We start from the raw sequence: 16,886 nt of genomic DNA on the forward strand, positions 1-16,886 counted from the left end.
CGCCTGGACATCGCGCGCGTCACGCATGCACGGCCTTCCTCCAATGTCCTAAGCGTCTCATAAGGATTGTTCGACTAACCTCCCGGATCGCGCAGAGAGAAACTCTGCAGATATACGATTCCCTTCGCCGCCCGTGCGCTATGGCGAAGGCCGACGGGGAGGCGCGTATGAGGGTGTTGCTGGTCGAAGACGACCGCATGATCGGCGAGTCCGTTCACGATGCGTTGAAGGATTGCAGCTACGCCGTGGATTGGGTGCGCGACGGCAAGCTCGCGCTGACGAGCCTCATGACGCACGTCTACGATGCGATTCTGCTCGACCTCGGCCTTCCGGGCGCCGACGGCTTCGAGGTGCTGCGCACCGTGCGCCGCGGGGATCATCCCGTGCCGCTCATCGTCATCACGGCGCGCGATTCGATCGAGGACCGCATCCGCGGCCTGGACGAAGGCGCCGACGATTACCTCATCAAGCCATTCGAAATCGCCGAGCTGCTCGCGCGCATGCGCGCCGTGATTCGCCGGCGCGGAGGGCAGGCCGCGCCGGTCATGACCAACGGCGTGCTCACGCTGGACCCGGCGACGCGCGAAGCGAGTTCGGGCGGCGCGCTGATCCGCCTTTCCAGCCGCGAATTCGCGCTCATGCAGGCGCTGATGATCCGGCCTGGCGCGATTCTGTCGCGTGCGGATCTGGAAGACCGCATCTACGGCTGGAACGAAGAAGTCGAAAGCAATGCCGTGGAGTTCCTGATCCACTCGTTGCGCAAGAAACTCGGCGTCGACGCCATCAAGAACGTCCGTGGCGTCGGCTGGATGGTGTCCAGGCAAACATGACGCGTTCGCTTCAGTTCAGGCTGTCCGCCTGGCTGTCGATGTTGATCGTCGCGTTTGCGACCATCGGCGGCGCCATTGCGTTCAAGGTGGCATTTCACGAGGCAAACGAATTGCAGGACGGCCAGCTCCTGCAGGTTTCCGCGCTCGTGACGCCGGGCACGCTGGACGTGATGGAGCGCGAGGCGCTTGCAAACGTCGCGGGCGCGGATCACGAATCGAGGCTCGTGATTCAGACCATCGACGAGCCGAAGCCGCTCGCCGTCCCCGCCGCATTGCCCGATGGACTCCAGAGCGCGATCGTCGGCGGCGTGTCCTGGCGTTTCTTCGTCAAGACGCTCCCGAACGGAACGCGCGTCGTGATCGGTCAGCAGACCGTCGGACGCGACGAGATCGCGCGCAATAGCGCGCTCGCCACCGTCATGCCGTTCGGGGCGCTGGCGATCGTACTGATCGCGGCGTTGCATCTGATCCTGAGGCATATGTTCCGGCCGCTTTCGGCGATGTCCGTCGATCTCGACACACGTCCCGAACACGATCTCTCGCCGCTTTCGAGCGCGACGTTGCCGAGCGAAATCGTCCCGTTCGTGGTTGCGATAAACCGGCTGCTTGCGCGCGTCGAGACATCGTTCGCGCTGCAACGCAGATTCGTTGCCGACGCGGCCCACGAACTTCGCTCGCCGCTGACGGCGCTGTCCTTGCAAGTCGAGCGGTTGAACGAGTGCGAGTTGTCCGACGGCGCACGCGAGCGTCTCGATGCGGTACGGCGCGGTCTCGCGCGATCGCGATCCCTGCTCACACAATTGCTGACCTTCGCGCGTCTGCAAAACCATGTGTCGGCGCAAAGCCTGAACCTGCGCGTTCAGGAGGTCTTTCGCAACATCCTGGAGGACCTGATGCCGCTCGCTGAAGCGAAGGCGATCGATATCGGCGTGTCCAGCGTGCAGGAGGTGTACGTGGATGCGCCGCAGGCCGACCTGACGATCATGATCAAGAATCTCGTCGACAACGCCATTCGATACACGCCGCACGGAGGCCGCGTGGATCTCTCTACGGGAACCACGGAAGGCAGGCCGTGGATCCGGATCGAGGACACGGGCCCGGGCATCGCGCCCGAGGAGCGCAAGCGTGTGTTCGACCCGTTCTATCGCGTGCTTGGCAGCGAAGTGGATGGATCAGGACTCGGACTGTCGATCGTCGGGACGATCGCACAACGTATCGGCGCTCATGTGACGCTCGGGGCCGCAGTGTCATGCGGTCTGGTGGTCGTGGTGACGCTCTGACGTGAGCAATGCGCGAGGTCGGCAGGCGTCCACAATTTCCGATAGTGAAAATACACTGCGAAGACTTTTGAAGTGCCCTGAATGGCGGTCAGCTCTAAAATCAATTCGATAATCTCAAGGCTCCTATATTTATTCGTGTCTGTTTCGAAAGCGATTTGTTTTGAATCGATGATCCGGTAAATCGCCAAATCAGATCGAGCGGAGAGAAACGATCCGCTGCGACGTTTCAGCAACGCGGGCTCTGGCCGCAATGCCGCATTCGCTTGTCAATTCTGCTACGCCATCCCGAATTACAAGTACTCGTCTCAGGCGAAGACCATCCACGTTATGACGGCCTTTTTATTAAGGAATTCGATTCTCACGCCGTAAACCAATCAAGCGCCGAAACGGTTCGCTCGTCGCCTGTCGCTTCATCTTCGTGAGGCGCAAATCAATTCGACTCCACCGAGTCGCGCACGAGAGATTTCTCGATGGCTTCGACTTGCTCCGATATTCCCAGCGCGATGCGTCGCAAAATCCTTTCGACGCTCGTATTCGGCACCGGCTCGCTTGTGCTGTCCGCTTGCGGCGGCGGTGGTGGCGCGAGTTCACCGACTGCGGCCAGCTCGTCGAGCAAGACGAGTCCGGGCACGAACGGCGGCTCGCAGGACACGACCGGCACTACACCGGGTACAGGCACCGGTTCACAGAGCGCGAGCGCGACCAGTCCGGACACGGTCACCGGCACGCGCAATGCGAGCGACGTCAGCCCGAACGGCGTCCTGACGGACACCTCCTTCGGCGTGAAGGGCGACGGAACCACGAACGACCGCGTGGCGCTGCAGGCCGCGATCGACGGATCGGTCGGGCAGATTCTCCTGATCACCGGGCAAAGCCGGATCGACAGCACGGGCCTCACGCTGCGCTCGAACACGCACATCCGTTTCGCACAAGGCGCTTCGATCAAGCTGCTGGCTCACAATACCGACTCGTATCAGATGATGCGTCTCTGGGATGTGAGCAACGTGAACATCGAATCTCCGTACCTCGACGGCAGCAAGTCGCTCAATGCGGCGACATCGGGGGAGTGGGGCATGGGCATTTCGATCGCAGGCAGTTCGAACATCACGATCACGTCGCCGACGACCATCGACTGCTGGGGTGACGGCATCTACATTGCCAACAGCTATTCCGTGGACGGCGTGACGAGCAAGGGCATCACGATCAGCAACCATCTCGCGGATGGTTGTCGCCGCCAGGGTGTGTCGATCATTTCGGGCGACACCGTCACGTTCAACAGCCCTGTCTGGCAGAACATCGGTGGAACGGCTCCGGGGGCGGGGCTCGACATCGAACCGAATGACAACACGGCGGTGTTCCGGGCCATCAGGATCGTCAGCCCGAAGACGCTGGGCTGCGCCGGTCCGGGCATCCAGGTCGATCTGGGATCGCTCGCGGGACCGATTCCCAAGACTGTCGATATTCAGATCACGAACCATATCGACAACAGCCTGGTCGATGGCCCGTTCAGCGTGGGCGGCATGGCGCCGAGCGGCTACATCGTGACGGGAGCGATCACCAACACGAATCCGGTGTGGCAGAAGAGCTGGTACTTGGGTAACGGGATACCGTCAGGTCTGACGATCTCGGTTGTGAACCCGAGGATCGGCTAAGCTCGCGAACCGAACCCTTCAGGGCGACACCTTTTCCCAACCCGGTCCGGGATCGAATGACTTCATCGCCTGGACCTTCTTGTCGCCGTCCGGGCCGAGGTCGCGCTCATAGACCTGTCCGTCGTGACTGACCATGAAGCTCTTGATGCCCGTTTCCCCATAATGGGCCGGCCATGCGACCACGGCAAAGCCGCCGAACAGACGGCCATTGACCATGTAGTCGTACGCGCCACCCGGCGCATGAGGCCCCTGCGCGCGCAGCAGCTTGTAGTGGTAGCCGTAGTAGCCCGACTCCGATCTGGCGCGAGCGCCGGCTGTCATGAAGGCCGGACCGAGCGGACTCGGTTCTTCATCGGCGCTGGTCGGCCAGTACAGGCCGTCGTGTTTGCCGTTGCTGCTGGCGAACTTGTCCGCATAGACGTAGACCTTGTTGCCGTCGTGATACTTCGATGCGTAGTCGCGTTGTGCATCGTAGATCGCGAGCATCGTCTGGATCACGGCAAGCTCGTTGCGGCCGATCTCCCGAAGGCGCATCTCGTCGGCGCCAGCGCGCATGTCGAATTCCCAGCCTTGCTGCGTTTTCACGAGGGGGATCGGCAGCGTCCAGCCGTCGTTGCCGACGGCGATCCGGGCGTGGTCATTGTCGGTCGTCTGAATCGCGTGCGAAACCTGCCACGCGGTCAGGAACTTGCTGCGCAGCTCGGCGCCGACTGAAGGAATCACGTTGCGGAAGTCGGCGCCCAGCAAAGCCTTGAGCTCGCCTTCGTCGTTGCCGGCGACGGCGGTACCGAAGGCGTTCATCGCCGCCTCGGGTGTCTGGAAGAACTTCTGCGCGCTCATCGCCGGAACCGGAACGACGGCGAGCGCGAACGCGACGCTCAGCGTGCTTCCGGCCACGGCGAGGAGCGCGCCAATCTCCGATAGTCTCTTCATGATCGCTCTCCTCAGCGCCGTCCGCCGTGGCGCGCACCGCCGCCGCCGCCACCACGCGCGCCGCCACCGCCGCCACCACGATGGAAGTTCGATGACTGGAAGCTCGACTGTCCACGGTTGAAATCGCGTTGCGCCGCGCCGCCGCCGCCGCCGACACCCTGAAATGCGGTGTCGCGCGCGCCGCCGCCGTATGCGCTCCGGTTGCCCGCCTGCGCGCCCGCTGCGCCGCCACGGGCGTGTGATTGAGCGCGCTCTGGCGTGTGCGCCGGCCGATTGGCGGTCTGAGGCCGATTGGCCGCTGGCGCTTTGCGGTCGGCCGTCTGCGCCCGATTGCCCGCTCCCGCCTGACGATTTTGCGCATGCGCGCGATTGCCGGCGTCGGCGCGGTTGGCGACGTTCGCGTTGTTGGCGCGAGGCCGGTTGGCCGCCTGGTCGCGTGTCGCGGGCCGATTGGCCGCGCCCGCGCGCTCCGGCGTAGCGCCGTTGCGTCCGCGATAGTCGCGCCGGGCATCGGCACCTTGCACGCCGCGTGAATACTTGTCGCGCGTTGCGTTGTCGCGATAGGAAACGCCCTGGCGATGCTGCGCGTCATGCTGCCACTTGCCGCCCTCGACCTTGGTGCGGTCGAAGTTGCGATCGATGTTCGTGGCCTTGTTGATGTTGACGTTGACGTCGTTGTTGTTCCAGTTGCAATCGCTGAAGATCGCGCCCGCCGCCGCGATGCCCAGGCCCCACGCAAAGCCGCTCGCAAGGGCGGCGCCGGGGTAGTAGGCCGGTGGAGGCGGCCAGTAGGTCGGCGGGTAGGCCGGCGCGGGCCAGGCGCCATACACGACGGTCGGATTGTAGGAGGGCACGTAGATGACCTGCGGATTGGCCGGTTCGATACGCACGATCTGCGTGGGCGGCGCCTGACCCGGCTGGCCGCTCTGGCTCGTGGCGGAACGTGCTTCGACACTCACTTTCTGCTGCGGCGTCGACTTCAGATGTCCGGTGTCCTGCGCGCGAATCCTCAGACGCTGCACGGCGGCCAGCACGTCGTTGGGTTGCGCGAGAAACGCATCGCCGAGTCGCTGGGTCCAGTCCAGCTTGTCGTTCATGGGGACGAGCACCTGGGGAAACGCCACCAGCGACTTCACGCTGACGTCCCATGTCTGATCCTGCACGGCCTTTACCGCGGCGTCGCCTTTCACATTCGGATTCGATCTGACCCAGCGCGCGGCGTGCACGATTTCCAGCGGATACGTCGATGCCATCAGCACCTGCGACAACAGCGAATCAGGATAGAGCGCGATCGGCGCGACCAGCGCCTCGAGTTCCTCGGGCGGATATTGCTGGGCCGCAGGCTGCGTCGCGGAGGCGGGCAGCGGCGGCACAGCCGCAACGGAGGCGGGGACCGCTGCCGAAACCGGCGCCGCGACGGAGGCAGGCGGCGCCGCCGAAGCTTGAGCAGGTGCCGACGCCGCCTGAGTCTGAGCCGGCTGATCCTGCTGTTTCGAGGGGCAGCCTGCCAGCAAGACGACGAGGCTGGCACTCAGGAACCGTCCATGGCACGTCGTCATGACCATCCCCGTTCGGTTATCAAAACGGCCACACCCATTCCGCGATTTCCGGCTTGTCGGTGCCGTGCGTGTGCGCGTAATCCAGATGAGAGATGACCGCGTTCTTCATATCCTCTCTCAGATGCGCGGTTCTACCGCGCAGGCGCGGCACGCGATCGAGCACATCGATCACGAGATTGAAACGATCGACCTGATTGAGTATTGCCAGTTCGAGCGGCGTGTTGATATTGCCCTTCTCTTTATAGCCGCGCACGTGCAGATTCTCGTGATTGCGGAACCGGTAGGCGAGCCTGTGGATCAGCCACGGATAGCCGTGGAAATTGAAGATCACGGGCTTGTCGATGGTGAACAGGCTCTCGAAATTGCGCACGCTCGAGCCGTGCGGATGCTCCGTGTTGGGCTGCATCCTGAAGAGATCGACTACGTTCACGAAGCGCACCTTGAGCTCCGGCAGACGCTCGCGGAGTATGGCGGTCGCGGCGAGCGCTTCCTGCGTCGCGACATCGCCGCAGGACGCCATGACCACGTCGGGTTCGTCGTTCTCGTCGTTGCTCGCGCGGCGCCACACACCGATGCCCTTCGCGCAGTGGACGATCGCTTCGTCGATGGTCGTGAACTGCAAATGCTTCTGCTTGTCCGCGACGATCACATTGATGCAATCGCTCGAGCGCAGGCACTGGTCAGCCACGACGAGCAGCGTGTTGGCGTCCGGCGGCAGATACACGCGCGTCACGGAAGGGCTCTTGTTGGTGACGAGATCGATGAAGCCCGGATCCTGATGCGAGAAGCCATTGTGATCCTGCCGCCATACGGTGGACGAGAGCAGGATGGTTTCCGACGAAACCGACGCGCGCCACGGCACATGGTTCTTGCAGATGTCGAGCCATTTCGCATGCTGATTGAACATCGAATCGATCACATGCGCGAATGCTTCGTAGGTGTGAAAGAAGCCGTGCCGCCCTGACAGCAGATAGCCTTCGAGCCAGCCGAGCAGCGTGTGCTCGGAGAGCATTTCCATGACACGGCCATCGCGCGACAACTCGCCGCCGTCCTCGTCTTCCGGAAGGAGATCGGCCATCCAGACTTTCTTGCTGACTTCATAGATGGCCTGAAGGCGATTCGATGCCGTTTCGTCGGGGCCGAACACGCGGAACCTGTCCATGTTGCAACGCATGACGTCGCGCAGGAACGCGCCCAGCGGACGCGTGTTTTCGTGCTGGATCTTGCCGGCCTGACCGACATCGACGGCATAGGCGCGGAAATCGGGAAGCTTCAGTTCCTTGCGCAGCACGCCGCCGTTCGTGTGGGGATTCGCGCTCATGCGTCGCGTGCCGGTGGGGGCGATCGCCCGAATCTCCGCGCGCAGCCTGCCGTCGTCGTCGAAAAGCTCCTCGGGCTTGTAGCTCTGCATCCAGCGTTCGAGCACCGCGAGATTCGCGGGATTGTTATGCACATCGGAGAACGGCACCTGATGCGCGCGCCACGAGCCCTCGACCTTGTGGCCGTTGATTTCCTTCGGGCCGGTCCAGCCTTTCGGCGTGCGCAGCACGATCATCGGCCAGCGCGGCCGCTCGACGTCCTTGCCGTTGCGCGCTTCGTCCCAGATCGCGCGGATCTCGGCGGTCGCGGCATCGAGCGTTTCCGCCATCTTCCGATGCATTTCGGCCAGATCCGATCCCTCGACGAAATAAGGCCGATAGCCATAGCCGACGAACAAGGCCTCCAGTTCCTCGTGGCTGATGCGCGCGAGGATCGTCGGATTGGCGATCTTGTAGCCGTTCAGGTTCAGGATCGGCAGCACGGCGCCGTCGCGCGCGGGATTGATGAACTTGTTCGAGTGCCAGGCCGTCGCGAGCGGACCGGTCTCCGCTTCGCCGTCGCCGACCACGCACGCGACGATCAACCCCGGGTTGTCCAGTGCCGCCCCATAGGCGTGAGAGAGGCTATAGCCAAGCTCTCCGCCTTCATGAATGGAGCCCGGGGTTTCCGGCGTCACGTGTGAGCCGATATGACCGGGAAAGGAGAACTGCTTGAAGAACTTCTGCATGCCTTCTGCATCTTCGCTCTTGTCCGGATACACCTCCGAATAGGTGCCTTCCAGATAGGCGGGGCCGAGCACGCCGGGCGCGCCATGACCGGGTCCTGCCATGAAGATCACGTCGAGATCGTCGCGCTTGATTACGCGGTTCAGATGCGCCCACGTGAACGAGAGCGCGGGGCTCGCGCCCCAGTGACCGAGCAGGCGTTGTTTAACGTGCCCGGATTTGAGCGGCTCTCGCAGCAGCGGATTTTCGATGAGAAAGATCATGCCCGCCGAAAGGTAATTGCACGCGCGCCACCATGCATCGACGAGTCGAAGTTCATCGCTCTCGGGAACGGGCTTTTGCGGTGCGTCGCTTCTGGAGTGCTTGCTCATAACGACGTCTCCATTCAATGAACGTGCATCGGAATGTATGTCGCATGGTTACTCGCGGCGTTGCACCGCGTACGAGTCATCTGGTCGCCGCGAGGACGCTGAGCGCTGCCGGTGTCATCTGCAGCTTCGGATGACCCTTCCATATAGAGTCGATATCACGCACGAACACGAAATACAAGTAGCACGGCTTTGCGTAAGTTGGTACTTAAAGTCTCCTGGACATGCACGCGTCCCGTTTCTTGAAATCACTTTGGAGTTCGCATACTGTGACCACAGCGGCATCGTGACCCGGCTGAAGGAGATGAACGTGCGAGCTTCCGACATCATGACGACTTCGATCATTACGGCCACTCCGGACATGACCATACGGCACGCGGCGGGGATGATGGTGTTCGCCGGCATCAGCGGCATGCCCGTGGTCGACGAGTCCGGCACACTGCTCGGCATGGTCACGGAGGGCGATCTGATGCGTCGCGCGGAAATCGGGACCGGCGTCAAACAGCGTTCGTGGTGGCTCGAACTTGCCGCGTCCACGACCGAACTCGCGAGCCAGTATGTGAAGGAACACGCGAGGAAGGTCAAGGACGTGATGACCACCGATGTCTCGACGGTGACCGAATCATGTCCGGTCGCCGATATCGCCGAGCTGCTCGATCGTCGCCATATCAAGCGCGTGCCGGTCATGCGCGACGGAAAAATCGTCGGCGTGGTAAGCCGCGCCAACCTGATTCGCGCGCTCGTGACCATGGCGCCCGATGTGTCCGCTACGGCGGAGAGCGGCGATAACGCGATCCGCGAGGACGTGCTCGCGGCCATGAAGGACCATCCCTGGGCGCTGGCACGGGAAAACGTCACCGTCGAAAACGGAACCGTGCATCTCTGGGGGCCGGTCGTTGGTTCGGAGGAAGGCAACGCGATCCGCGTCGCAGCCGAGAATGTCCCGGGCGTGAAAGACGTCAAGACGCACTTCGGGCTTCCGCCGTCCGATCCCTCGTCGCGCTAGCAGGAACTGACGCATGGGTGCATGTGCATGACAACAAGGGTCCGGCAAGAGTGGCGCATCGAGAAGCAGTGACGCGAACTGGCCTTGACCGCGTCCTGCTTGATCAGTATTTGATGTTTCTTGCGGCTTGACGCCCGTGCTGCTTCGTCTCCCGCTTGTCGTGCCGGCAATGCGCGTTCGATTGCTGGTTGGCGGCGCGGCAGTCCTGCTTCGTGTGCCGGGCGTGCTGGCGCGTATCCTGGCGGACGTCGCGCCCGGCGCGCCTTTGCTGTGCCTGCTCCGTTGCCGAAGACACGTCCGGCCAGGAGCAGACGAGAATGGCGGCAACGAACGCGATGAGCCTGAGATTGCACGCGAGCATGATGTGAGTTCCGGGGGGCGGGTCGAGACATCCTGGATGTCGTGTGTGCATCAAGATAGCTGCATCCTCGGCCATTGTGAATGACTTTTGTAAAGCGAACGCTCAACGCGGGATATCGCGCGAAGCAGGCGGGGGTTATATCGACCGGAGAGGCACGCGTGAAACCATGCAAAGTGATCATCGGCGCCTGTTCTTCGTTTGTCCTCGGCAGCGCCTGCGCGAGCCCGGTCGATTTTTCGAACGCATTGCCCAATTTCTTCGGCGCGGGGATCGGCTCGACCACCGAGTATGCCGGCGGCAAGGACCGCATCGTAGGCGTGCTTCCGGGCATGCGTTACGTGACGAGCGGTGGCCATCTGTTCGAATGGTACGGAACGTATACGCAATACAACTTCGGAAGCCTGGCGGGGTTTCAGTGGGGGCCGGCGCTGGCGCTTCGTCTAGGACGACGGAATGTCGACGACCCCGTGGTGTCACAGGTCCACGACGTCTCCACCACGCTCGAAGGGGGCGGGTACGTCGGCTACGAATACAGTCACGTCGGCGATGTGCCGTACCGTTTGCGAGGGGAGATTACCGTCGTCACGAATGCCGGTTCCGTCTACACGGGTGCGCGCACGTCGGTGAATACGAGCGCGTGGTTTCCGCTGCATTCGCGCGTGTTCATCGGCGGCGGACTCGGCGCGACATGGGTGAGCGGCGGCTTCAACGAGACCTACTACGGCGTGACATCCGAGGACTCGCAGAAGAGCGGATTGCCGGTCTTCAATCCCGGTGGCGGCCTCAATCAGATTACCGGATGGGTTGCCGGAATCTTTCAAATCAGCCCGAAATGGTACGCGGGCGCGATGGTCTATTACCAGCGTCTGATGGGCGACTCGGCGGCCAGCCCCATCGTGACGCAGCGTGGCACGCGCAATCAACTGACATACGGTGTTGGGCTTGCCTATGCCTTTCGATGATCTGCAGGTTCGACGCACGAGTGTGATCGACATGGAACAGGTGTAGCCGCAGTTGATCTCGAGTCTGAACGCTTCTCCTGACAGTTGGCTTATCGCCAGAAAGACGGCGATCGTGCAACGGCTGGCGCCGTCCTTAAGGTTGTCTTAAGCAACTGTCACTCAGGCTTGGCATCCCAACGGCGCTATGGTCTCCGAGGCAAATGGCTCAACCGCATGTTGTCCACCTGCTCTTTGCCTGTGCCGCCACCTTATCCGCACTGTGCTCCGGCGTCGGTGTCGCGTACACCGTGTCGGCGAGTTTCGTCATGCGACGTTTCTTCTCGCGTCCGATACACGCGCCCGTCTCCTTCCCGGCGCTCACCGTCATCACGCCGTTGCACGGCGCCGAGTGGCAGCTACTCGAGAACTTGACGAGCTTTGTGCAGCAGGACTATCCCGGAGCGGTTCAATATGTTTTGGGCGTCCATGACGAGGGTGACGCGGCGCTTAAAGCGGTCGACATGTTGTGCGCGCGCTTTCCCGAGAAACACATAACAGTCGTCGTAGACGCCAGGGTGTACGGGCCCAACCGAAAAGTCGCCAATCTTGCGAACATGCTGGACCGCGCGGAGCACGACCTGCTCTGCTTCGCCGACAGCGACGTCCGCGTGAAGCCCAGCTTCCTGCGCGACGTCGTAGGTGCGCTTCAGCAACCCGGCGTCGGCCTTGTTACTTGCGCCTATCGCGGAATGTGTGCGCCCGGGTTCTGGCCTCGGGTCAGCGGCGCCATGACCGACTATCACTTCCTGCCCGGCGTAGTGACCGGACTCTCAATTGAACGCGCGCGACCTTGCTTCGGCCAGTCGATTGCCATCATGAGGGCGACACTGCAGCGCATCGGTGGCCTCGCGCAGTTCGGACATCATCTCGCGGAAGACTACGCGATTGGCGAAGCGGTCCGCAGCAGTGGTGCTTCAGTCGTCGTTGCGCCTTTCATCGTGAGTCATGCCTGCGTCGAAACCACGTTTTCCCAACTGTTCGCGCACGAGTTGCGGTGGAGCCGCACGATCCGCGCTGCGGACAGGATGGGGCATCTCGGCGCCGTCCTGATGCATCCGTTTCCACTTGCATTGCTCGCCGTGCTCTTTTCTTCGGGCAATCCACTGGCATGCGGGTTGGTCGTGCTGACGCTCGTCGTTCGTGCACTGCTGGTATGGCAAACCAATCGCTCGACGGGCGAGCGCTGCAACGGCTTCCCATGGTTGCCGCTCTGGGATGTCCTTCAATTCGTAATCTACGTGGCGAGCTTCCTCTCGTTTCGCGTGTTATGGCGCGGACGACACTTCGATGTCGACGGGGACGGCTTGATGTCGCCGTGTGTCCAACGTGACCCAGGCCTGAAATGATCATCGATTCGACATCTGCCACTCGTTCTGGACAGGACGTGCCGAAATGAAATTTCTCGGGTCCATTGCCGCGTTGCTCGGCCTGGTGATCGCAGGGTGGCTCATCTGGCGCGATGACCCTGTAGCGATCCTGCATTTGCTGGAAACCGGCGGCGCAGGGCTGCTGCTGGCCGCGCTCGTGCATATCCTTCCGATGTTGCCGAATGCCTGGGACTGGCGCCTGCTGATACGTGATGCAGAGCGGCCTTCCTTCGCGACCATGCTCAAGCTCGTCTGGATTCGCGAGTCGATCAACGGACTGCTGCCCGTCGCGCGGATCGGCGGAGAGATCGTGTCATTTCGCCTGCTCGGTCGTGTCGGTGTGCGTCCGGCAACGGCGGTGGCGAGTCTCGTCGTCGACATGCAACTCACGCTGATCAGTCAGGTCGTCTTTGCGCTCGTAGCCATTGGCTACGTGCTGGGGCAGACCTCGTCGGATGCCGCGCGTCTTGCGGGAGGGTTCGCATGGGGTCTTGCCGGACTCATGCCGGTGCTCCTGCTGTTCGTGCTCGTGCAGCATGCACGGCCGTTCGAACGTGTCGCGCGAACGCTCAACAAGGTCACCAGCGGAAAGGTGTACGCGCTGGTCGGAAAGTCAGCGCGAATCGATCAGTCCATCAAGCTGATCTGGCGACAGACCGGCATCGTGGCGCGCTATGTGTTCGTCTGGCAAACGCTGCAGTGCCTCGGCCTGGCACTGGAGATCTGGGTGGCGTTGCGCGTGCTCGGCTCGAATGCAAGCTTCACGACGGCGTTCGTGCTGGAGGCGCTGATTCAACTCGTCAGCAGTGTGGCCTTTGTCGTGCCGGGTGGCATCGGCGTGCAGGAAGGCGGCTTCGTTCTGATCGGCGGCATGCTGGGTATCGATGCGCCCACGTGTCTCGCGCTCGCAGGTGCGCGGCGCGTGCGCGATCTGCTGTTCTTCGTGCCGGGGCTCGTTTACTGGCAGTTGGCCGAGCGTTCGTTCGGTCCTCGGCGCCCGATGGCTGCCAAGCTGGACAACGTGAACGCAAAGTAATCCCGTAACCTTTGAGGGCATCCATGAAAACACTGTTTCTCCAGGCACCTTCGTTCGACGGCTTCGATGGCGGAGCAGGCTCACGCTTCCAGACGAGACGCGAGATACGATCATTCTGGTATCCGACGTGGCTCGTCCAGCCCGCTGCGCTGGTCGAGGATAGCCGTGTCGTGGACGCCCCCGCGGATGGCCTGTCTCTGGATGCGACGCTGGATATCGCTCAGGAATACGAGCTGATCATCATTCATACGAGCTCGCCGTCGTTCTCGAGCGATGTGCGTTTCGCGGAGCATCTGAAACAACGCAAATCCAGCATCCGGATCGGGATGATCGGGGCAAAGGTGGCCGTCGATCCTCACGGCTCGCTTGCCGCGAGCGATTCGATCGATTTCGTGTGCCGTGAAGAATTCGACTTCACGTGCCGCGACATCGCGCAGGGAGTGCCGTTCGAGTCTATTCCCGGCCTGAGTTATCGGCTACCCGACGGTGGCATCACGCACAACGAAGCCAGGCCGATTCTCGAAGACATGGATCAGTTGCCGTTCGTCGCGCCCATCTACAAGCGTGACCTCAAGACCGAGAACTACTTCAGCGGATACCTCAAGCATCCCTATGTATCGCTCTACACGGGACGGGGCTGCAAGTCGCGGTGCACGTTTTGCCTCTGGCCGCATACGGTCGGGGGGCATCGCTACCGGACCCGGTCGGTGGAGAACGTCCTCGAAGAGGTGAAATGGATCAGGGACAACATGCCCGAAGTGAAGGAGATCATGTTCGATGACGACACCTTCACCGATCTCAGGCCGAGAGCCGAGGAGATTGCTCGCGGACTCGGCAAGCTGGGGGTGACGTGGTCCTGTAACGCGAAGGCGAACGTGCCGTATTCGACCCTCAAGGTGATGAAGGATAACGGCCTGCGGCTTTTGCTGGTGGGCTACGAATCGGGTGATGACCAGATTCTGGTCAATGTCAAAAAAGGGCTGCGCACCGATATGGCGCGCCGCTTCAGTGAAGATTGCCGCAAGCTCGGCATCAAGATCCACGGCACATTCATTCTTGGGCTTCCGGGAGAAACGCACGAAACGATTCAGAAGACGATTCAGTACGCAAAAGAGATCAATCCGCACACGATCCAGGTCTCGCTCGCCGCGCCATATCCGGGGACGGTCCTTCATAAGCAGGCTGTCGAGAACGGATGGCTGGAGAAGAGCAAGGTCATCACGCTCGTCAGTTCAGCGGGTACTCAGCAATCGGCTATCGGCTATCCGCACCTGTCGCGCGAAGAGATCTTTCTCGGCGTCGAGGAGTTTTACAAGCGCTTCTATTTCAGGCCGACGAAAATCTGGGAAATCGTCCGCGAGATGCTCGTGAGCTGGGAGATGATGAAACGACGCCTGCAGGAAGGCGTGGAATTCTTCCGATTCCTGCGCGACCATAAGGCGTGAATAAAGAAGGGCCGCAGCCGCTTCGGGCTGCGGCGACCGACGCCCGTGACCCGTTGAGTGTGGACGACGATGCCGCTGCGCGCGATCCTTCGGCACGCGCCGGTTGCGGTGAATGCGTGCATTCGTCTGGATGCGCTGCTCAAGTGCGCCCGCTCGGAAGTTGCTGGCCTGAGAGTCACGCTTGAATGCGTCGTGGAGTGCGACTCCACGGATCTTCCCGTCCTTCGGGCGGAGATTGCGTATCAGGCGTGGCCGCTGGCTTGCTCGAGGATAGGAGACGCTTATGCGATGTGAGGCGCTCGTGACGTCAATCTCGTCACCTCGCATCGCATGCTCATTCGAGGGTCGTCAGACGGCCGCTGGACGGCCCGTCTTGACCGTTTCGAGCGCCTTGATCGCCGCGACGATACGCTTCTCCGGCGCGCTATCCAGCATGGCGAGCGCGGCGCGCAGAAGTTCGCTCTTCTTTACACGTACGCCGTTCGCGAGACATTTCTGCTTGAGTGACGCGAGTTTCGCATAGTCCGATTTCGGCATCGTGAAGCTGTCGCGCACGACCTTTTCTTTCTTCGCTCGCTTCGCCTCGCTTGCGCTTGCTGTGTCCTTGAATTTGCTGGCCACAGTCCGGGCGGACTTCTCCGCGGCTGGCTTGGCGAGCTTCTGGCTGCTCTTTTCAGCCTGCCCGGGCTTCGACGCGCTGGCGGACGGCTTGATCACTTCTTTCCTGGCAGTCTTCTTGGCCGCACGGGGCGTGGGCGCAGCGTTTTCGACCTCGCTGGCGACGGGCGCTTTCACAAGCGCCTTCTTGTTCTTTGCCGGGGCGCTTTTCGGGAAGTTGAAGGCTTTCTTGGTAGGCGGTTCGATTTTTGGCGTGTTCATGGTCTCTCCCTTCGATCGGAAAAAACAGTATATACGGTTTCCAACCTTTGATCTCGCATCGGCTCTGTCAACCGCTGGACACATTGCCGGAACATGCGATCGCGTCGCGCGAATTGACGCCCGCTGGCTCGCGAGCCGCAGCAGACCTATGCCGACTCGCTCAGATGCTGTTCGAGCCAGAACACGAACACGGATGCGAGCGGCGCATCCGCGCGCTCCGGCGGCCGCACGATGTGGTACGGATGCCGCGACGGCACGGTAGCCTTGAACGGCCGCACGAGCGTGCCCTCGATGAGATCGTCGCGCACGGAGATGCTGTCGCCGAGTGCGACGCCCTGACCGTGCAGGGCAGCCTCGACCGCGATATGAGCATTGCCGATCTCCAGAACGCGCATGCGTTCGGGATGCTCCACCTTCGCTTCCATGAGCCAGCGCATCCACGAACCGGCGTGCTCGCAGAACAGCGCATAGTGCCGCAGGTCGTCGGGTGAGCGGATCGCCTTCGGGCCGTTCATCAACGCGGGACTCACCACCGGATACAGCGACGGATGCTCGATCAGCGTGACCGAGCGGTCTTTCCAGTGCGCCTCGCCGTAGCGGATGCAGACATCCACGTCAGGCGAATAGACTTCCTTGTCGTCGTTCGACGGGATCAGCTTCAGCTTGATCGACGGATAGCGATGCAGAAAGTCGCCGATATGCCGCGCGAGCCAGCGCGAGGTGAACGAGAGCGGCGCCGACACGACGAGATCCCCCGCGACGACCGTCTCGCCCACCTTCGCGACTGCCGTGGCGATCATCTCGAACGCGCCGCGCACCGAGGGCAGCAGTGCTTCGCCCGCCGGCGTGAGCTTGAGCCGCGCGCGCGAGCGGATGAACAGGTCGACGCCGAGCGATTCCTCCAGCACGCGCACCTGATGGCTGACCGCGCTCGCCGTGACGTTCAACTCCTCGGCGGCCTTGGCGACAGTGGCATGGCGCGCGGTCGCTTCGAAAGCGCGCAGGGGATTGAGCGGCGGCAGGCGGCTACGCATGGTCGTTGGGCTGGTTCACAGTTGAGATGCTGAGAAAAATTTCATTAAAGCAGGTTCAAAATCTCGCTACAAACAAAAAAATTGTAGGCC

At 62.1% G+C, this 16,886-nt stretch carries 14 protein-coding genes; 8 read left to right on the forward strand and 6 right to left on the reverse strand.

The window, feature by feature from the left end:
* Positions 1–167: 167 nt before the first annotated feature.
* The 3 genes from NK8_RS22510 (at position 168) to NK8_RS22520 (ending at position 3,762) form a co-directional block, all read left to right on the forward strand.
* Complete coding sequence (locus NK8_RS22510; protein WP_213231213.1) at positions 168–830, forward strand: response regulator transcription factor; 663 nt, start codon at positions 168–170, stop codon at positions 828–830.
* Positions 827–2,110: an ATP-binding protein gene (locus tag NK8_RS22515; RefSeq protein WP_213231214.1), complete on the forward strand. Its 1,284-nt coding sequence runs from the start codon at positions 827–829 to the stop codon at positions 2,108–2,110. The genes NK8_RS22510 and NK8_RS22515 overlap by 4 nt, the downstream gene beginning before the upstream one ends.
* Before the next feature lie 470 nt (positions 2,111–2,580).
* The gene (locus NK8_RS22520; protein ID WP_213231215.1) at positions 2,581–3,762 is read left to right on the forward strand and encodes a right-handed parallel beta-helix repeat-containing protein; all 1,182 of its coding nucleotides are present in this window, start codon (positions 2,581–2,583) and stop codon (positions 3,760–3,762) included.
* An 18-nt stretch (positions 3,763–3,780) separates the two neighbouring features.
* Here the strand turns inward: NK8_RS22520 and NK8_RS22525 are convergent, their stop codons facing one another.
* The 3 genes from NK8_RS22525 to NK8_RS22535 are packed head-to-tail and all read right to left on the reverse strand — an operon-like array spanning position 3,781 to position 8,670.
* Positions 3,781–4,695: a DUF2950 domain-containing protein gene (locus NK8_RS22525; RefSeq protein WP_213231216.1), complete on the reverse strand. Its 915-nt coding sequence runs from the start codon at positions 4,693–4,695 to the stop codon at positions 3,781–3,783.
* 11 nt (positions 4,696–4,706) lie between these two features.
* Entirely contained in the window at positions 4,707–6,254 is a 1,548-nt protein-coding gene (locus NK8_RS22530; RefSeq protein ID WP_213231217.1) for a DUF3300 domain-containing protein, read from the reverse strand.
* A gap of 19 nt (positions 6,255–6,273) precedes the next feature.
* The gene (locus tag NK8_RS22535) at positions 6,274–8,670 is read right to left on the reverse strand and encodes a phosphoketolase (protein ID WP_213231218.1); all 2,397 of its coding nucleotides are present in this window, start codon (positions 8,668–8,670) and stop codon (positions 6,274–6,276) included.
* 307 nt (positions 8,671–8,977) lie between these two features.
* Here NK8_RS22535 and NK8_RS22540 point away from each other — a divergent pair, with 307 nt between their 5' ends.
* Entirely contained in the window at positions 8,978–9,673 is a 696-nt protein-coding gene (locus NK8_RS22540; RefSeq protein ID WP_213231219.1) for a CBS domain-containing protein, read from the forward strand.
* 103 nt (positions 9,674–9,776) lie between these two features.
* Here the strand turns inward: NK8_RS22540 and NK8_RS22545 are convergent, their stop codons facing one another.
* Positions 9,777–10,034, reverse strand: a complete 258-nt coding sequence (locus tag NK8_RS22545; protein ID WP_162068958.1) for a hypothetical protein — start codon at positions 10,032–10,034, stop codon at positions 9,777–9,779.
* 158 nt (positions 10,035–10,192) lie between these two features.
* Here NK8_RS22545 and NK8_RS22550 point away from each other — a divergent pair, with 158 nt between their 5' ends.
* The 4 genes from NK8_RS22550 to hpnJ all read left to right on the forward strand — a co-directional run bounded on the left by NK8_RS22550 (position 10,193) and on the right by hpnJ (position 14,883).
* On the forward strand, positions 10,193–10,996 hold the full coding sequence (locus NK8_RS22550; RefSeq protein WP_225936386.1) for a MipA/OmpV family protein: 804 nt from the start codon (positions 10,193–10,195) through the stop codon (positions 10,994–10,996).
* A 200-nt stretch (positions 10,997–11,196) separates the two neighbouring features.
* Positions 11,197–12,381, forward strand: coding sequence for a bacteriohopanetetrol glucosamine biosynthesis glycosyltransferase HpnI (hpnI, locus tag NK8_RS22555; RefSeq protein ID WP_213231221.1), 1,185 nt, complete (start codon positions 11,197–11,199; stop codon positions 12,379–12,381).
* Positions 12,382–12,427: 46 nt separating this feature from the next.
* On the forward strand, positions 12,428–13,438 hold the full coding sequence (locus tag NK8_RS22560) for a lysylphosphatidylglycerol synthase domain-containing protein (RefSeq protein ID WP_213231222.1): 1,011 nt from the start codon (positions 12,428–12,430) through the stop codon (positions 13,436–13,438).
* 23 nt (positions 13,439–13,461) lie between these two features.
* Positions 13,462–14,883, forward strand: coding sequence for a hopanoid biosynthesis associated radical SAM protein HpnJ (gene hpnJ, locus NK8_RS22565; protein WP_213231224.1), 1,422 nt, complete (start codon positions 13,462–13,464; stop codon positions 14,881–14,883).
* A gap of 348 nt (positions 14,884–15,231) precedes the next feature.
* On the opposite strand, the gene NK8_RS22570 is transcribed toward hpnJ, so the two are convergent.
* Both NK8_RS22570 and NK8_RS22575 read right to left on the reverse strand, forming a co-directional pair.
* Positions 15,232–15,846, reverse strand: a complete 615-nt coding sequence (locus NK8_RS22570) for a hypothetical protein (protein WP_367657795.1) — start codon at positions 15,844–15,846, stop codon at positions 15,232–15,234.
* A 62-nt stretch (positions 15,847–15,908) separates the two neighbouring features.
* Positions 15,909–16,796 (reverse strand): LysR substrate-binding domain-containing protein, encoded by an 888-nt coding sequence (locus NK8_RS22575; RefSeq protein ID WP_213231225.1) that lies wholly within the window; start codon positions 16,794–16,796, stop codon positions 15,909–15,911.
* Positions 16,797–16,886 lie beyond the last annotated feature (90 nt).

Source organism: Caballeronia sp. NK8, from assembly GCF_018408855.1.
Taxonomy (GTDB): Bacteria; Pseudomonadota; Gammaproteobacteria; order Burkholderiales; family Burkholderiaceae; genus Caballeronia.

Coding starts and splice junctions, on each gene's coding strand:
- NK8_RS22570 (WP_367657795.1), bottom strand. CDS start 15,846: ATGTGTCCAGCGGTTGACAGAGCCGATGCGAGATCAAAGGTTGGAAAC.
- hpnI (WP_213231221.1), top strand. CDS start 11,197: ATGGCTCAACCGCATGTTGTCCACCTGCTCTTTGCCTGTGCCGCCACC.
- NK8_RS22575 (WP_213231225.1), bottom strand. CDS start 16,796: ATGCGTAGCCGCCTGCCGCCGCTCAATCCCCTGCGCGCTTTCGAAGCG.
- NK8_RS22535 (WP_213231218.1), bottom strand. CDS start 8,670: ATGAGCAAGCACTCCAGAAGCGACGCACCGCAAAAGCCCGTTCCCGAG.
- NK8_RS22520 (WP_213231215.1), top strand. CDS start 2,581: ATGGCTTCGACTTGCTCCGATATTCCCAGCGCGATGCGTCGCAAAATC.
- NK8_RS22530 (WP_213231217.1), bottom strand. CDS start 6,254: ATGACGACGTGCCATGGACGGTTCCTGAGTGCCAGCCTCGTCGTCTTG.
- NK8_RS22525 (WP_213231216.1), bottom strand. CDS start 4,695: ATGAAGAGACTATCGGAGATTGGCGCGCTCCTCGCCGTGGCCGGAAGC.
- hpnJ (WP_213231224.1), top strand. CDS start 13,462: ATGAAAACACTGTTTCTCCAGGCACCTTCGTTCGACGGCTTCGATGGC.
- NK8_RS22560 (WP_213231222.1), top strand. CDS start 12,428: ATGAAATTTCTCGGGTCCATTGCCGCGTTGCTCGGCCTGGTGATCGCA.
- NK8_RS22515 (WP_213231214.1), top strand. CDS start 827: ATGACGCGTTCGCTTCAGTTCAGGCTGTCCGCCTGGCTGTCGATGTTG.
- NK8_RS22545 (WP_162068958.1), bottom strand. CDS start 10,034: ATGCTCGCGTGCAATCTCAGGCTCATCGCGTTCGTTGCCGCCATTCTC.
- NK8_RS22510 (WP_213231213.1), top strand. CDS start 168: ATGAGGGTGTTGCTGGTCGAAGACGACCGCATGATCGGCGAGTCCGTT.